Annotated in this window: 14 protein-coding genes and 2 pseudogenes; 8 read left to right on the forward strand and 8 right to left on the reverse strand. The window is 68.2% G+C overall.

Annotated elements, in window-relative coordinates; translation table 11 throughout:
* Positions 1-153: 153 nt before the first annotated feature.
* The gene (locus tag ACY0PA_RS06105) at positions 154-2301 is read right to left on the reverse strand and encodes an ATP-binding SpoIIE family protein phosphatase (protein ID WP_473083702.1); all 2148 of its coding nucleotides are present in this window, start codon (positions 2299-2301) and stop codon (positions 154-156) included.
* Positions 2302-2442: 141 nt separating this feature from the next.
* The gene (locus ACY0PA_RS06110) at positions 2443-3780 is read right to left on the reverse strand and encodes a hypothetical protein (RefSeq protein WP_473083703.1); all 1338 of its coding nucleotides are present in this window, start codon (positions 3778-3780) and stop codon (positions 2443-2445) included.
* 474 nt (positions 3781-4254) lie between these two features.
* On the opposite strand from ACY0PA_RS06110, the gene ACY0PA_RS06115 reads away from it, so the two are divergent.
* Complete coding sequence (locus tag ACY0PA_RS06115; RefSeq protein ID WP_473083704.1) at positions 4255-4812, forward strand: EGFR-like transmembrane domain-containing protein; 558 nt, start codon at positions 4255-4257, stop codon at positions 4810-4812.
* 31 nt (positions 4813-4843) lie between these two features.
* Entirely contained in the window at positions 4844-5305 is a 462-nt protein-coding gene (locus ACY0PA_RS06120) for a hypothetical protein (protein ID WP_473083705.1), read from the forward strand.
* Between the two features lie 283 nt (positions 5306-5588).
* Here the strand turns inward: ACY0PA_RS06120 and ACY0PA_RS06125 are convergent, their stop codons facing one another.
* A complete protein-coding gene (locus tag ACY0PA_RS06125) occupies positions 5589-5744 on the reverse strand; it encodes a DUF6131 family protein (RefSeq protein WP_473083706.1) in 156 nt (51 codons plus the stop codon).
* A gap of 407 nt (positions 5745-6151) precedes the next feature.
* Between ACY0PA_RS06125 and ACY0PA_RS06130 the strand changes: the two genes are divergently transcribed.
* The 5 genes from ACY0PA_RS06130 to ACY0PA_RS06150 all read left to right on the forward strand — a co-directional run bounded on the left by ACY0PA_RS06130 (position 6152) and on the right by ACY0PA_RS06150 (position 9142).
* On the forward strand, positions 6152-6511 hold the full coding sequence (locus ACY0PA_RS06130) for a hypothetical protein (protein ID WP_473083707.1): 360 nt from the start codon (positions 6152-6154) through the stop codon (positions 6509-6511).
* Between the two features lie 198 nt (positions 6512-6709).
* Positions 6710-7333 (forward strand): HemK2/MTQ2 family protein methyltransferase, encoded by a 624-nt coding sequence (locus tag ACY0PA_RS06135; protein WP_473083708.1) that lies wholly within the window; start codon positions 6710-6712, stop codon positions 7331-7333.
* Complete coding sequence (locus tag ACY0PA_RS06140) at positions 7317-7532, forward strand: CDGSH iron-sulfur domain-containing protein (protein WP_473083709.1); 216 nt, start codon at positions 7317-7319, stop codon at positions 7530-7532. Before ACY0PA_RS06135 ends, ACY0PA_RS06140 begins: the two co-directional genes overlap by 17 nt.
* Complete coding sequence (locus ACY0PA_RS06145; protein ID WP_473083710.1) at positions 7529-8599, forward strand: iron-containing redox enzyme family protein; 1071 nt, start codon at positions 7529-7531, stop codon at positions 8597-8599. The genes ACY0PA_RS06140 and ACY0PA_RS06145 overlap by 4 nt, the downstream gene beginning before the upstream one ends.
* A 414-nt stretch (positions 8600-9013) precedes the next feature.
* Positions 9014-9142 carry an LPFR motif small protein gene (locus ACY0PA_RS06150; protein WP_384681378.1) on the forward strand — a complete coding sequence of 43 codons (129 nt, stop codon included), beginning with the start codon at positions 9014-9016 and terminating at the stop codon, positions 9140-9142.
* 174 nt (positions 9143-9316) lie between these two features.
* Here ACY0PA_RS06150 and ACY0PA_RS06155 read toward each other — a convergent pair whose 3' ends face one another.
* The 4 genes and pseudogenes from ACY0PA_RS06155 to ACY0PA_RS06170 all read right to left on the reverse strand — a co-directional run bounded on the left by ACY0PA_RS06155 (position 9317) and on the right by ACY0PA_RS06170 (position 11926).
* Positions 9317-9490, reverse strand: a complete 174-nt coding sequence (locus ACY0PA_RS06155; protein ID WP_473083711.1) for a gas vesicle protein K — start codon at positions 9488-9490, stop codon at positions 9317-9319.
* Positions 9491-9620: 130 nt separating this feature from the next.
* Positions 9621-11333, reverse strand: coding sequence for an IS1634 family transposase (locus ACY0PA_RS06160; RefSeq protein ID WP_473083712.1), 1713 nt, complete (start codon positions 11331-11333; stop codon positions 9621-9623).
* A 157-nt stretch (positions 11334-11490) separates the two neighbouring features.
* A pseudogene (gene gvpK, locus ACY0PA_RS06165) lies at positions 11491-11712 on the reverse strand (gas vesicle protein GvpK); the annotation flags it as partial.
* Positions 11702-11926 (reverse strand): gas vesicle protein, encoded by a 225-nt coding sequence (locus ACY0PA_RS06170; protein ID WP_473083713.1) that lies wholly within the window; start codon positions 11924-11926, stop codon positions 11702-11704. The pseudogene gvpK and the gene ACY0PA_RS06170, both read right to left, overlap by 11 nt.
* On the opposite strand from ACY0PA_RS06170, the pseudogene ACY0PA_RS06175 reads away from it, so the two are divergent.
* Positions 11924-12688: pseudogene (locus tag ACY0PA_RS06175) on the forward strand (SRPBCC family protein); the annotation flags it as partial. The gene ACY0PA_RS06170 and the pseudogene ACY0PA_RS06175 sit on opposite strands and share 3 nt — an antisense overlap.
* Positions 12689-13188: 500 nt before the next feature.
* Here the strand turns inward: ACY0PA_RS06175 and ACY0PA_RS06180 are convergent.
* Positions 13189-13344: a DUF6131 family protein gene (locus ACY0PA_RS06180; RefSeq protein ID WP_473083714.1), complete on the reverse strand. Its 156-nt coding sequence runs from the start codon at positions 13342-13344 to the stop codon at positions 13189-13191.
* Positions 13345-13741: the final 397 nt, after the last annotated feature.

Here is a 13741-nt window from a genome sequence, read left to right on the forward strand (position 1 = left end):
CGGGGTCAGGTCCGCACCCCACGGGCGGCTCGAGGCCCGCTACGCACCGGGGGTTGGCCGGAGATCAGGCGGAGATCAGCCGGAGGTCATGCGGATGCGCTCCGCATGGCGGAGTTCCTCGCAAGAGCACGCTGAAACGGCCCCTGACGGCTGTCAGGGATTCTGCAGCTCGGCCCAGATCGTCTTGCCGCGGGCGGAGTGACGCGTGCCCCAGCGCCTGGCCAGCGTCCCGACAAGGTAGAGGCCGCGGCCTCCCTCGTCGGACTCGTCGGCGAGACGCAGGTGGGGTGCTGCGCTGCTGGAGTCCGTGACCTCGCAGGTGAGCGCGTCGTCACGGATCAGACTCAGGCCGATGGTGCCCTCGGCGTAACGAACGGCGTTGGTGACCAGTTCGCTGACGATCAGTTCGGCACCGGGGATCACGTCGTCCAGCCCCCATTCGGCCAGTCGGCCGGCAACCAGCCGCCGGGCCCGGGAGGCGCTGCGCGGGTCGTGGGGCAACGTCCAGCACCCGAGGTCGTGGGGGCCCAGGGCCCGGGTGCGGGCGAGAAGCAGCAGCGCGTCGTCCTCGGGGCCGTCGGGCAGCACGGTGGTCACCAGCGTGTCGCACAGCTGCCGCAGCGGGCGCTCCCAGGCCCGGGCCAGGTGGTGCATGAGGAGGGGAAGCCGATCGTCGTCCCGAACTGTGCCGCGCACCAGGCCGTCGTTGAACAGCGCGAGCACACTGTCCGTCGGCAGTTCGACGGTCGTCGACCGGTACGAGGCGGCCCCAAGCCCCAGCGCGGGACCGGGAACCAGCTCCAGCAGGTACGGCGCTGTCTGCGGGGGCGTCACCACGGGCGGCGGGTGCCCGGCGCTGACGGCCTCGCACTGCAGGGTCACCGGGTCGTACACGACATACAGGCAGCTCGCCAGCGCGCCATCATTCATCTCGCGGTCGTGCGGCGCAGAGCCGTCGACCTGCGCCGGGAATTGCGCCGGCCGCTTTTCCATGGCGACGCCGGCCGCCAGCTCATGCAGCCTCGTCAGGAGTTCGACAGGCTCCAGGTCCATAGCGGCGAACGCGTGGACGGCAGTGCGGACTTGGCCCATCGCGGTGGCTGCGCGCAGCCCACTGCCTCGTACGTCACCCGCCACCAGCGCCACGCGGACCCCGGACAACGGGATCACGTCGAACCAGGCTCCGCCCGCCGCCACGGGCAGATACGTGTAGGCCGTCTCCACGGCACGCGTGGCAGGCATGCGCCTCGGCAACAACTCCCGCTGGGCGATCCGGGCCAGAGTTCGCTCGCGCGTGTAGAGACGCGCGTTGTCCAGGCAGAACGCGGCCCGCGTCGCCAGTTCCCCGGCCACGTCGGCGTCCGCGTCGTCGAACGGCTCCGACTCCCCCGTACGGTAGAACGCGACGAGGCCCAGCACCACGCCGCGAGCGGCTAGGGGCACCACCAGCAGCGAGTGCGCTCCGGCGCTCCGGAACAACGCTGCCCGGTCCGGATCGTGCGACAGCCACGCTGCCGCGTCGTCACCTCCGAGATCGTTCACCACGCGCGGGGTCAGATCGGCGAGCACGTAGGCGTACGGTGTGCCCTGCCGCATGACGCGCACGCAGCCCACCTCATGCACACCCCCCCTGCCCGCTCGCGCCGTCGCGAAGCCCGCCCGGCGTACGGTGACCGGGTCAAGGAGCGGCCCCGGCGCGGGAGCGTCGCCGTGCAGCACGGTGTCGAGCACGTCGACGGCGGCCGCGTCCGCGAGGCCGGGGACCGCGCTCTCGGCCAGTTCCTGCGCGGTACTGAAGACGTCCAGCGAGCTGCCGATCACCGAGTCCGCCCGCTCCAGCAGCTCCAGTCGCTTCTCGGCGCGCTCGCGGGCCGTGATATCGGTGACGGTCACGGCCAGGCCGAGAGGTTGCCGGTCCCGATCGCGCAGGGGATAGGCCGAGAGGGACAGCGCCCGCCGCTTTCGCCGCTCTCCGTGGCCAGCGTTCACCAGGCAGCGCAGGTCACGCACGGGCTCACCTGTTGCCAGGGATGTGCGCAGCGCCCGTTGCACGTGGGGAAGCGACAGGCCCGCCTCCAGGGAAACACGCTCGTCCGTGGCAGCCGGGGCCGGCGTTGCGGGAGCGCTGCTGTCGCAGCGCAAGCTGCGCAGGTCGGCGTCCAGAACGTACAGGCCGCCCGCTGCCTCGGCGCACAGGACATCGAGCAGCGCCATCGCCCTTTCCGTGCCCAGTTGCCGCAGCACACCCGCAGGTGCGGACGTCGGCGGCCTGTCCCCCTGCGGGCCCTCTGTGTCTTCCACGCCTGGCAGATCTCCCGTGATCTCCCCCGCCTCGATCGCATCTCCCTTCTCACGATGCCAGGGAGGGAGCCCCTCCGCCTCACAGGGCGGCGGGGCCCGGATGGATGCCCGGGCCGAAGCACAGGCGGCTCACCGAACTGATCAGGAGCTGGACGCCGACGACGTGGGGCTGGCGCTGCCCTTCGGTGCGGCTGCGCTCAGACCGAACTGGGCGGCCTCCAGGGTGCCCGTGCCGGTGGCCGAGGATTGGGTGCCGGCGACGCCGAGGGTGAGGTCGCTCTTGGTGGCGTAGCGGGTGTACCAGATCTCGTCGATGCCGAGCTTGTCCAGGGCGGTTTTCTGGGCCTGTGTGGGCTTGGTGACGTATTGCTTGCTGACGATCAGCTGGTTGGTGTCGGTGAAGGTGACGTCGGCCTTGTCGTTGCCGTTGCGGTAGCTCCAGTGAACCTTGCTGTCATAGTCCTTGGGGTAAGCGGGGTTGGGGTACGCCTTCGGGGCCGACTCCTTGGCTTTCACCGTCTGGGTGCCGTACGCGCCGACCATGCGCTTGCCGCTCTTCGTGTCGTCCACGAGGAAGACGGGGACGATTGCGGAGTCGTACTCCTTGCGCAGGTGGAGATCGGCGCCGATCACCGAGTACTGGCCGGCGCTGCCGCGGCCCCGGCGCCAGTGCTCGACGCCGTAAGGGAAAGGCTGGTTGCCCCAGTTGCGGTCGTGATACCCGTGGCCGGTGAAAGAGCGCTTTTTACCGTTCACGGTGATGGTTCCGGTGGCGGTGCCGGAGGGCACCACGGCCAACCAGCCGAAGTTCTTGTCGGTGTCACCGAAGTAGATGATGCCGGTGCCGGGCCGGAAGGGCTGCGCCACGCTCGTCAGGGTGAGATCGACGCCCAAGTCGCCCAACTGGCCCTTCATGTGGTAGGTCTTCAGGTCGCCGCTGAAGGTGAAGGGCCCCAGGCGTACGTCGCAGCGGTCCTTGGAACTGGAGAACTCGTCCCAGCCGAAGGTGTGCGTTCCTCCGTGGCTGGTTCCGTCGGGATCGGTCACGATGACGCTGGACTTGGGTTTGCGCCCGGCCTCGCCGGGCTCGGGCACGAAGCCGTCGTCGAGCCGGGTGCTCAGGGTGAAGGACACGACGGTGCCGTCGTCGCCGGTGAAGTCGGAGTACCACCACTCGAAGACGTTCGGATCGTCGTTGTGCGAGGCCGTGCGGAAGCCGTCCTCCCAGAGCTCGATGGTGTCGCGCTTCAACCCCACGCGGGCAAAGTCGGCGTCTGTGTGGCCGTAGCCGTTGGCCGTGAGATCGCTCCCTGAGGCGTTTGCACCGGGCCCGGTCGGGCTGGGCGAGGCCGCTGCGGCCTCCGTCCGACGGGAACTGGAGCAGGCCGACACCGCCAGGCCGGATACGGCCGTGACCAGTCCGGCGGCTGCCGTGCTCCGCAGGAACGCGCGGCGGGACGGCGTGGAGTCTTCGTGCATGAGGGGACCTTTCACGACGAGCGGGAAGGGGCGGGCGGCGGCTACGGCGTTGCCACGAGCGGGCCGTGCCCATGTACCCGACCGGACTTCGCCGTATCGAGCAGGCGGCAAGGGCGGGCTGGGGCGGACGTGGGTACCGTCCCTGCCGGCCTGACCAGGTGCCCGGAACCCGATGAGCCGACCTCGTACGGCTGTCACCGTCGACGCCATAGCTCCTGCGGTGCCTCCTGGCTGGTCCCAGTCAACGTCCCGGGAGGCGTGGGGGCATGCAGAGCGACTGCGAACGGGTGAGCGTGGCGCGCAGGCGAATGCCGCGGGAGGAGGCGCCGGCGGCCTGCGGTCCGCTCGCACCATGCTGCTGGTCCGCGTGGGATGCCAACGGGTCGTCCGTCGGTAACCGACAGTTACCCAGCCAGACGTAGAGGACAAAGCATAAAATTATGGGGCGAGCTGCAACGAGGGAGGTTGCTCTCCATGTCAACAGGAACTCTTCTGGCGATCGTCATCCCGGTGGCCGTGGTGCTGGTTCTGATCGGCGTGGCCGTGGCGCTCTTCATGCGCCGTCGCCGCCTCCGTGAGCAATTCGGGCCCGAGTACGACCGGACGGTGGAAGACGCTGAGAGCCGCACGGCCGGCGAGCGGGACCTCAAGGCCCGAGAGAAACGCCATGACGCACTCGACATCAAGCCCCTGGAAGAGGGTCGCCGGGAACGCTACCGGCACGACTGGGACGGCGTACAACAAGAGTTTGTCGACCGGCCCGAAACGGCGGTGCACGACGCGGACCGTCTGGTGACTTCACTCATGCACGAAAGGGGCTACCCCACGGAGGACTTCGAACAACGCCTCAAAGACCTCTCCGTAGAGCACGGGAGCACCCTGAAGCACTACCGGGAAGCCCACGAAATCGACACCCTCAGCACGCAACACAGAGCAAGCACCGAGCAGTTGCGAGGGGCCATGACGCACTACCGCACGCTGTTCGATGAACTGCTCACCAACGGCGGCCAGTCGCGCCACGCACGTGCCTAACCCATGCCCAGCCGCGCCAGGAGGAGGAACTATGCAACGCGACTCCACGTCGGACCCTATCCTCACGGGCCGGTCCACCGAAGATCTCGCCGGGCCGAAAGACGGGGCGCCGGACGCACCGCCGCCGGATGAGGCACCCCCGCCAGAAGAGGCACGGCCGGAGGCAGCTGCGACGACCGAGCCGGCCCAGCAGGAGCAAGACGAACAGCCAGCCGAAGAAGAGGCGCCCCCGCTCCTGACGACCGGGGACGCCCAGGACTTCCGCGATCGCTGGAGCAAGGTCCAGAGCACCTTCGTGGACGAGCCACGGGAGGCCGTTCAGTCAGCGGACGCTCTGGTCGCCGATGTCATGCAGACGTTGGCCGCCACCTTCGCCGAACAGAAGCGTGGGCTGGAAGGCCAGTGGAAGAGCGGCGAGGAAGCCAACACCGAAGACCTGCGCAAGGCGCTCCAGCACTACCGTTCCTTCTTCAACCGTCTCCTCACCTCCTAGCGAGTCCGGCAGATCGGCGCCGGACCGATGGGCTCGCGGTACAGCGCGCCGGTGAGTATCCGGGTGTCGTACTGCGGTGCGTAGACGCCGGGCGGCCTCAGAAGCCTTGGTGCGGGAGTGGGTGCCCGCACCAAGGCTTCTGGTGCCATCGGAAGGCTCCTATCCGCGGAGCGAGCGTGACATCAGCTGCCGACCACGACGAGAAGCACACGCCACTACGACGAGATGCACACGCGAGACGTCTGTGACAGATCGTGCGAGCGCGCGCGGGCCGAGGAAGGTGTCACCAATAGTGTCGACGCCCACCCACAGCGTGACCAACCCCGCCGAGGATCCAAAGAATGCACCCGATGACCAGTAGGACGATTCCGATGGTCCAGAGGATGCCGATCCCCGTGACAAGTCCGACGACGAGCAGGATGATCCCCAAAACAATCATGTGGGCCTCCAGGTCAGTGACCCCACTGTCCCCTGAACAGCAGGTACCCCTCCCGGATGCCACGACACATACAGGAGCGAGGCGGACCCGTATAAGGATCCAGTTGGGTCTGACGGCCGCCTCGGGCAGTCGGGCGGGCAGCGTTCCCAACACGACACCGGCGTGTGGAGCGGAAGACCGGTCACGCCAGTCAACATCATCGTCCCCCGCTCTGCGTCAACCGCGCCCCGGTGTACCGGCACAGGCGTGTGAATCCACCACGAAGTGGTGGCACCCAAGCACGACGGCCCGGCCCGGGTGCATGGCTGGATATCCGTCTTCGCGCCGGACGGTCGTCCGGTCACAGTGCGGTTCGGGGTCCCGGCCTCCCACCGACCCAGGGTGAGGCGTACTTCGAGGTGCCGGGGGTGCGGGCATCGCCCCAGCTGCTGGAAGGCACGGCGGGCGCGATCACCTGGCGCCTGACGGTCACCGGGGGCAGAGAGTCCCTCTACACCTTTCCGCGCTGGTCCTGGCAGCGTGAACTACTGCCCGCCGCCCAGATCGTGCCCGCCCCCGACGCCCTCTTCGAGGGGGAACTCGTCGTCGGAGAACGGCGCTTCCCCCTCTCCGACGCCATGGGAGGCGTCGCCCGGATCGCCGGGCACGGCAATGCCCAGCGATCGGCGTGGCTCCACGCGGGCCTCGGCGGCGGGGACGTACTGGAAGTGGTGGCCGCCGTCGCCCGCCGTCCCACGATGCGGTGGCTGCCACGGGTCGCTCGGTGACCGGCGGGACAGGATGTGTGGATCACGCCCGGTGGGGCACTCGGTGGGGCACTCAGACGCAGGTCAGGCGCTTCGGCGCGAACCAAGCCCCATGGGCAGGATGCCATGCCTCTTTCTGTGCAGAACCCGCCCTCGCCCCGCGTCGCACCCCGCGTGTACAGGCCCTGGAGGCGGCAGGGAGTCGTCGCCCTGCCAGGCGTGTACAGACCTCAGTGCGACACGGAACTGCTGGGCCGGGTCCTTGAGAGCGAGGGCCTCGGGCCGGGGACCGATGTCCTGGACCTGGGCACCGGAAGCGGAGCGCTCGCCCTGCGGGCGGCGAGACTCGGGGCGCGGGTCACGGCGGTCGACATCTCCCGCAGGGCTGTCCTCACGGCACGGCTGAACGCTGTCCTGGCCCGGCAGCGGGTATCCGTCCGGCGCGGTGACCTGACGGCGGCGTTGCCGGACCACAGTTTCGACGTCGTGGTCAGCAACCCGCCCTACGTACCGGCGCCCACCCCGGGGCCGTACCGCGGCGCGGCCCTCACCTACGACGGCGGCGTCGACGGACGTGCCGTCGTGGACCGCGTCTGCGCGGCGGCGCGCGGCCTGCTGCGGCCCGGCGGCACCCTGCTCGTCGTGCACTCCGCGCTGTGCGGCACCGACACCACCCTGCGGCGCCTCGCCGACGAGGGGCTGAGGGGTGAGGTCGTCGCCCGCGCACACGTGCCGTTCGGGCCGGTGCTGCGGGCCCGCCGCACATGGCTGTGCGGCGCCGGCCTGCTGGACGAGGACGCGGACGAGGAAGAGCTGGTGGCCATCCGTGCCGAACGTTCCTGAACGGCCACGCCGGGTCACCGTCGACCCGGAAGGCCCGCTGCTGATCGAGGGCCCCGTCGAAGTTGTCGGCGAGGACGGGGAGATCCACACTTCCGACCGCTTCACCGTCGCGATCTGCACCTGCCGGCGCAGCGGCGCCTACCCGTGGTGCGACACGAGCCACCGCAAGTGTCCTGGGCGCTCGGAGGAGGAGACATGACGACGGCCAGTGCGTCCAACGACCCGCGCCGCCTGAGCCCTGCGCTGCCCGCCCCGCGCGGACCGCTGTCGTCCCTCGTGATCGAAGCGCTGCATTCCGACCAAGCGCTCCCGGCACCGCCGCTGGTGACGGATCCCTTCGACCCGTACGGCGACGACCTGCACATCGCGCTCTACGTCCTGTACGAACTGCACTATCAGGGCTTTGACGCGGTACCGGACGAGCGGGAATGGGATCCCGAACTGCTGTGCCTGCGGAGGAGGTTGGAGCGGTGCTTCCTCGATGCGCTGCGCGCCGACGTGTTACCTGGCGGCGGTGTGCGTGAGGCCCTGGACGAGATTCTGGTGGAGCCGATGGGTCACGACCCGTCCAGCGTCACCCACTTCCTCCAACGATCGGGCGAACTGTGGCAGTTGAGGGAGTACGCCGCCCTGCGCTCGCTGTACCACCTCAAGGAGGCCGACCCGCACGCCTTCGCTATTCCACGACTGCACGGGCGGGCCAAGGCGGCGCTGGCCGCGGTCGAGTTCGACGAGTTCGGGGCGGGCCGAGCCGAGGAGATCCACGCCCGGCTGTTCGCCGACCTCATGACCGACCTCGGCCTGGAGACCCGCTACGGGCACTACGTGGACGCGGCACCGGTGCAGGCCCTCGCGACGGTGAACCTGATGTCCCTGTTCGGGCTGCACCGGGCGCTGCGGGGCGCGCTCGTCGGGCACTTCGCCACTGTCGAGGTGACATCCTCGCCGGGCTCGCGGCGCCTCGCACAGGCGCTGCGCAAGGCAGGGGCTGGGGCCGCTGCCCAGAAGTTCTACGACGAGCACGTGACGGCGGACGCCGTGCACGAACAGGTCGTACGTCGTGACGTGATCGGAGGCCTCCTGGAGAGCGAGCCGGAACTGACCGCGGACGTCGTCCTCGGGATCCGGGCCACCGGTCTGCTTGAGGACCGCCTCGCCGCCCGACTGCTGGCCGCATGGCACAACGGCCACAGCGCGCTACGCCTGCCACTGACAGCGGCGACTGCGACGGATCTTGCGGCGCCCACCACGAACCTACGCAAGTGAGGAGACGAGCTCGATGCGATGGCGCACCCTCGCCTGGGATGTCTCCGCGGCCTGACACTCGGTCCACAGCGCGCCGGCCGGCCCCGGACGCGAGCGGGACACCGCCGTCCAGTCGCTCGAGGCGGGCTGGTACGGCGCCGCTGCTCGCCTGGCACTGGCGCGCTGGTGGTGGAACGCGCCGATGGCCCTGTTGGCGCCGTGGACATCGATGTTCGTCGTGCAGACCTGCGTCTGAGTGCCCCACCGAGCGTGATCCACACATCCTGTCCCCCCGGTCACCGAGCGACCCGTGCATATCTCGGGGCCGCCTGCGGAGTTTGGGAGGCCATCGTCAGGACACCCGCCCTGTGATCGCTCCCCGCCTGTGCAGCGGGCCTGGACCGAAGCCGAGCATTCCCGAAGAGAGGACTCATTATGTTCACGGCCATCGCCGACGTCCTGCGCGCCATCGGCGGCGCTATCGCCACAGTCGTCACCCTGCCCTTCCGCGCAGTGGCCCGCCTCTTCGGCGGGGCCGCCGACAGCGCACACGGTCGGCACTGAAGACGCCGACGGCACATGCGTGCCTTACCGCGGCAGTGTCAAGGGCTTGGTCGCGGACCGCGGCACGGCTCCGAGGCATGCGGGGTTGGAACTGTCAGGGTCACGACAAGTCCAGGTACGGCACGGCGCCTCAAGGCCCCGCCATCCGTGCAGGGCACAACGAGGTCTGCAACCTCAGCCAGCGGGCGGGAGCAACGAGCCCAGCGGCCCAAGGTCCAGGTTGAGCTCCTCCATGGTCAGTCCGTACTGACTGCAGAGATCGCTCATACGATCGTGGAGCAGCATGAGCGTCGTTCCCAGCCGTTCCTCCTGTTCGTCGGTGAGGTCCGCTTGATCAACACGGTGCATTGCCTGCCGCTCCATAACCGGGGTTCGACGTAATTCGGCGGCCTGGAGGATCGAATCTGGGGTCTGACCTGGGCGGACGTGGGTGTGGCCGCCTGGAGGGCGTTTCTCTAGGCGGTCGCGTTTTGGCTGGTCAGCGGGATGCGGGCTGAAGGGCGATGACCTGCTTGGGGGCGGGGATCTGCAGCTTCGCGAGCAGGTCTCGCTGGGGCTTCGTCAGGGCGGTGACCTGCTGGAAGGTTCCGGCGGGGCCGGTGAAGGTGCCCAGATGGAGGCGGTCGAGCTCGCGTCGGATGTGGGGCCAGGTGTTGCCGGTGGTGGTCTCGGTGATGCGGATCAGCAGGAGGGCGAGCCAGCAGAGGATGACGTGGGCTCGGATGCGTTCTTCGAGTCGGTGGTAGACGGGCCGCAGGTCGATGATCTGCTTCATGTCGCGCCAGCCGCGCTCGACTTCGAGCAGTTGCTTGTAGCCCAGGGCGATGTCCTCGGCGCTCAGGTGGGGGTCCGAGCAGCGCAGGAGGTACTTCCCGTCGAGGTTCTCCTCGGCCTTGATCTTCGCCTGGTCGATGCGGAGCTTGCCGGCCGGGGTGGCGCGAAGGTAGCGGTTCAGGCCGGGCTTGTCGGCGATCCGTCCGCGTAGTTCGCCTCGCTTGAAGTCGCTGAGCTTGTCGGTGTCGGCGATCAAGTCGGCCAGCTGGGCGACGAGTTGTTCGCGCATGTGCCGGTCGCGCTCGGCCGCTTCGGGGTTGTGACAGATGACGAACCGGTCGGTGTCGGATATCCGCACCTCCTTGACGCGCATGTTCTCGCCGACGTCCTGGTAGCGGCCCTGGCGGGACAGGGCGGCCTGCGCCTCGGGGCTTCCGGAGCGGAGCTTCTCGCCGATGATGTAGGCGTGGTCGCCCTTGCGCAGGTAGCGGCGGTTCTCGGCGGAGGAGAAGCCGCGGTCGGCCACCCACACGATCTTGGAGAGGGTCCAGTCCCGCATCTCGTCCTTGACCTGGCGGATCAGGGTCTGGTCGGAGGCGTTGCCCGGCCAGCACCAGCAGCGGACCGGGATCCCGTCCCTGGTGACCGCCATGCCGATCACGATCTGCGGCAGGTCGTCGCGGGAGTCCTTCGACTTGCCGTAGGTCCGGAACCCGGCCTGCTTCGCGTCGCCGCCGGTGTCGTCGGCGTCCAGGCGGCGGCCTGCGTCGTCGCGGGCGACGGGCTCGTCGGGCTCCTCCAGCTCGAAGTAGGTGCTGGTGGTGTCGAAGAACAGCAGGTCCACCTCCAGGTTCAGCAGGTTCGCGACCTCGTCGAAGACCTGCTTCTCCAGGTCGTCCTTCACCTCGTGCAACCAGTCCATCGCCCGGTAACAGGTCTGTTCGCCGGTCTCCGCGAGGCCGTCGATGTGCACGTCGTTCGTGATCCAGTCCGCCGCGGCGAGCTTGGAGGACGGGGCCAGTGCGCGGTTGGCGACCAGGGCGAACAGGACCCGCTCGGTCGCGGTCATGTCGCGGCGGCGACCCCGTTTGGGCTGCCCGACCCGGGCCACGATCTGGTCGATCCGCAGCCGGCGCCACAGCTGGTCGAGCGCGTAGGCGCCGCCGAACGGCACCGAGGAGACAAACTCCAGGTCCGAGGCGGCGGTCGCGGCCAGCGCGTCACCCGGCTCCAGGAGCTTCGATAGAGACGCGACCAGGCGCCTGACCGCGTCGCGGTCCAGGTCATCCTCGCGGCCGAAGGTGAACAGCACCTTCGGCACCGCCCGGCCCTTCACCGGATCCCACTCGTTGTGGGCGAGGTGCAGGTACCGGACCGTGCCGGACTTGTTCTCCCGCTTCGTCGTCTTCACGTACACGGCTCCAGACCATAGGCCGAAGCAACAAGCCAGCGCAGGCGAATCAAGAAAATCGCGTCTCTAGGCATTCTCGGGCGTCCACGCCCATCGCGACACGGTGACCTGCGCGTTCACCCCTGCGGGACCTCTAGAACCCGCGAATTACGTCGAACCCGGGCATAAGCTGGCGCAGCAATTCCACAAGAGTGAGAACCAGCTTCATGAGGTCTCGTTCCACCGTGTCGGGGTCAGAGCTGATCCGCCGGGCTGGAACAGCCAAGCCGTCGCCGACGGGGGGCGATGTACGTGGAGCGGCAGGGAGTAGCCGGAAGGCGCGTTCGGCGGCCTGCGCGACCTCGTCGGCGCGGCTCGGTGGCTTGCTGGCTCCGTCAGCCTTCATGGTCGCCTCTTAGCTGCGCGTTCGTCGGCCATGGGGAGGGGTTCTGTTCGCTGATGGATGCGATAAGGGCTCGCAGTGAGACGCGTACGAGATCGATGTCTGCGATGGACAGCACAACGTCCCCGGTCAGTACGACGCCGCCGCTCAAGAGACGGTCCAGGAGATCGATGAGAGCCACCTGCCGCTGAGGCAGGGGCTCTGCCGGGGGCGGCACGGCGGAGCGCTACCTGGCATCGCCGGGCGCATCCTCGAAGGCGACTCTCCCCTGAAGGCCATCGCCGGCGAGAAGGTCACGGGTCTCAAAGACAGCGTGCTGGGCAAAGCACAGAGCGTGTTCGGCGGGGCAGGCGGCAAAAAATCCGGCAGCAACAAGTCGATGAATATCATTGAAGTCCTGGACGTGGGTGTACCGATCCGCACGGCTTACAACCTGTGGACCGAGTACGAAGAGTTCAGCACCTTCACCAAAGGGGTCCGCAGCGCGTCCCGCAACGACGACGTCACCAGCGACTGGAAGGTGAAGGTCGGTCCCTCAACTCGCAGCTGGAAGGCAACCGTTCAGGAACAAGTGCCTGACGAGCGGATCGTCTGGTCCTCCGAGGGATCGAAAGGCACGGTCCACGGCTGCATCAGCTTCCATGAACTCACACCCAACCTGACACGTCTCGTGCTCGTCGTCGAGTACTACCCGTCGGGATTCTTCGAAAAGACCGGCAACTTGTGGCGCGCCCAGGGGCGTCGCCTGAGGCTCGACTTCAAGAACTTCCAGCGCCACGTCACCTTCACTGATGAAGAAGCCGAGGGCTGGCGCGGAGAAATCCGCGACGGCGAAGTGGTCCAAAGCCACGAAGAAGCACTCGAAGAAGAGGCGGCACGTGAAGACGACGGTGAGTACGACGAAGACGAGGAGGAGTACGAAGAAGAAGAGCCCGAGGACGAAGCAGAGTACGACGAGGAAGAGGAGTACGAAGAGTGAGCAACTCCATCGCTAATTGCCGGAGTTGACCAGGGCTTCGCACTCGATGAGTCCCGCCGTACGCCACCGGATCGCTACTCAGACGGGATTGCGAAATCGCAGGCCCCGGCGCGATGAGGGAGGTGGACTACTAGCCGCCCCTAGGTCGGTCCGGGGCCAGCCCCTCTCCCGTGGGTCGCTCGTCGAAACCACAACGGTTCGATCAGTGTCAACAACTCGTCGTCCAATATTTCCGGCCGAGGTGTCACATCCCCTCGAACGGCCATGGGTCACACCGGCCCTCTTCGGTTCCGTTGGCGTCCGCGATGGGCCGGCCGCGCGGGAGCGCGACGCCCTGGCGCAGAACCCTGACGCACGCCGAATCGGCGGAGAGAGGAAGCGGCCAAGGACGCACGGGAGACGCAGGCGGGGGCCCTGCGGACCTTCGCGTTCCGCAGGGCCCCCGCCTGCCCTAAGGGTGCATGGTGCTGGCGTCCACGCGGACACCGATCGACACATCCTTAGAAGTAGTGCCTACGTCCCCCCACGGTGCGCCCACTGGCGCCGAGGATCCACAAGACTGCACCGACGACAACGAGGACGCCGCCGACCGTCGTCAGCAACGAGATATCGACCAACAGGCCGATTACGAGCAGAATGGCGCCGAGGACAATCATGGGTGTTCCTCTCATCAAGTCTTGTCGGTATGCGCCGGCCTTCTGTTCGGCCTGCGGCATCTGCTTCCCCCCGTCTGCGTAGCCGGGAGGGGGCCAAAGCCCTGCCACCCGCGAATCTTGCGGCCACTGGGTCTCTGCCGTGCTAGGTCCGTGTGCCCGTCTCTCTGCGGCCCATGCGCCGGCAATCCACGCCCTTGCCTTCGCCGAGCTTGCTCCGCCGACGTAACAGGCGGCAAAGACTCGCGGCGAACACCCCAACTCCGTTGCACAGCAGCGTCACCACGTTGCTCTTCCTGTCATCTCTCCAGTCAGGGACGCCGCCGACCTCCGTCTCTACCCGACCGAGTACCTCTAATCAGACGGACACCCCCTTCCATTGACCCTTCGAGGGGACTCT

The sequence above is a fragment of the Streptomyces sp. DS1-CR2 genome, from assembly GCF_055760475.1.

What these genes read in the sequence shown, in the direction of transcription:
- ACY0PA_RS06115 (WP_473083704.1), top strand. Translation starts at nt 4,255, where the DNA reads ATGTCAACAGGAACTCTTCTGGCGATCGTCATCCCGGTGGCCGTGGTG.
- ACY0PA_RS06125 (WP_473083706.1), bottom strand. Translation starts at nt 5,744, where the DNA reads ATGATTGTTTTGGGGATCATCCTGCTCGTCGTCGGACTTGTCACGGGG.
- ACY0PA_RS06145 (WP_473083710.1), top strand. Translation starts at nt 7,529, where the DNA reads ATGACGACGGCCAGTGCGTCCAACGACCCGCGCCGCCTGAGCCCTGCG.
- ACY0PA_RS06110 (WP_473083703.1), bottom strand. Translation starts at nt 3,780, where the DNA reads ATGCACGAAGACTCCACGCCGTCCCGCCGCGCGTTCCTGCGGAGCACG.
- ACY0PA_RS06155 (WP_473083711.1), bottom strand. Translation starts at nt 9,490, where the DNA reads ATGCACCGTGTTGATCAAGCGGACCTCACCGACGAACAGGAGGAACGG.
- ACY0PA_RS06150 (WP_384681378.1), top strand. Translation starts at nt 9,014, where the DNA reads ATGTTCACGGCCATCGCCGACGTCCTGCGCGCCATCGGCGGCGCTATC.
- ACY0PA_RS06180 (WP_473083714.1), bottom strand. Translation starts at nt 13,344, where the DNA reads ATGATTGTCCTCGGCGCCATTCTGCTCGTAATCGGCCTGTTGGTCGAT.
- ACY0PA_RS06120 (WP_473083705.1), top strand. Translation starts at nt 4,844, where the DNA reads ATGCAACGCGACTCCACGTCGGACCCTATCCTCACGGGCCGGTCCACC.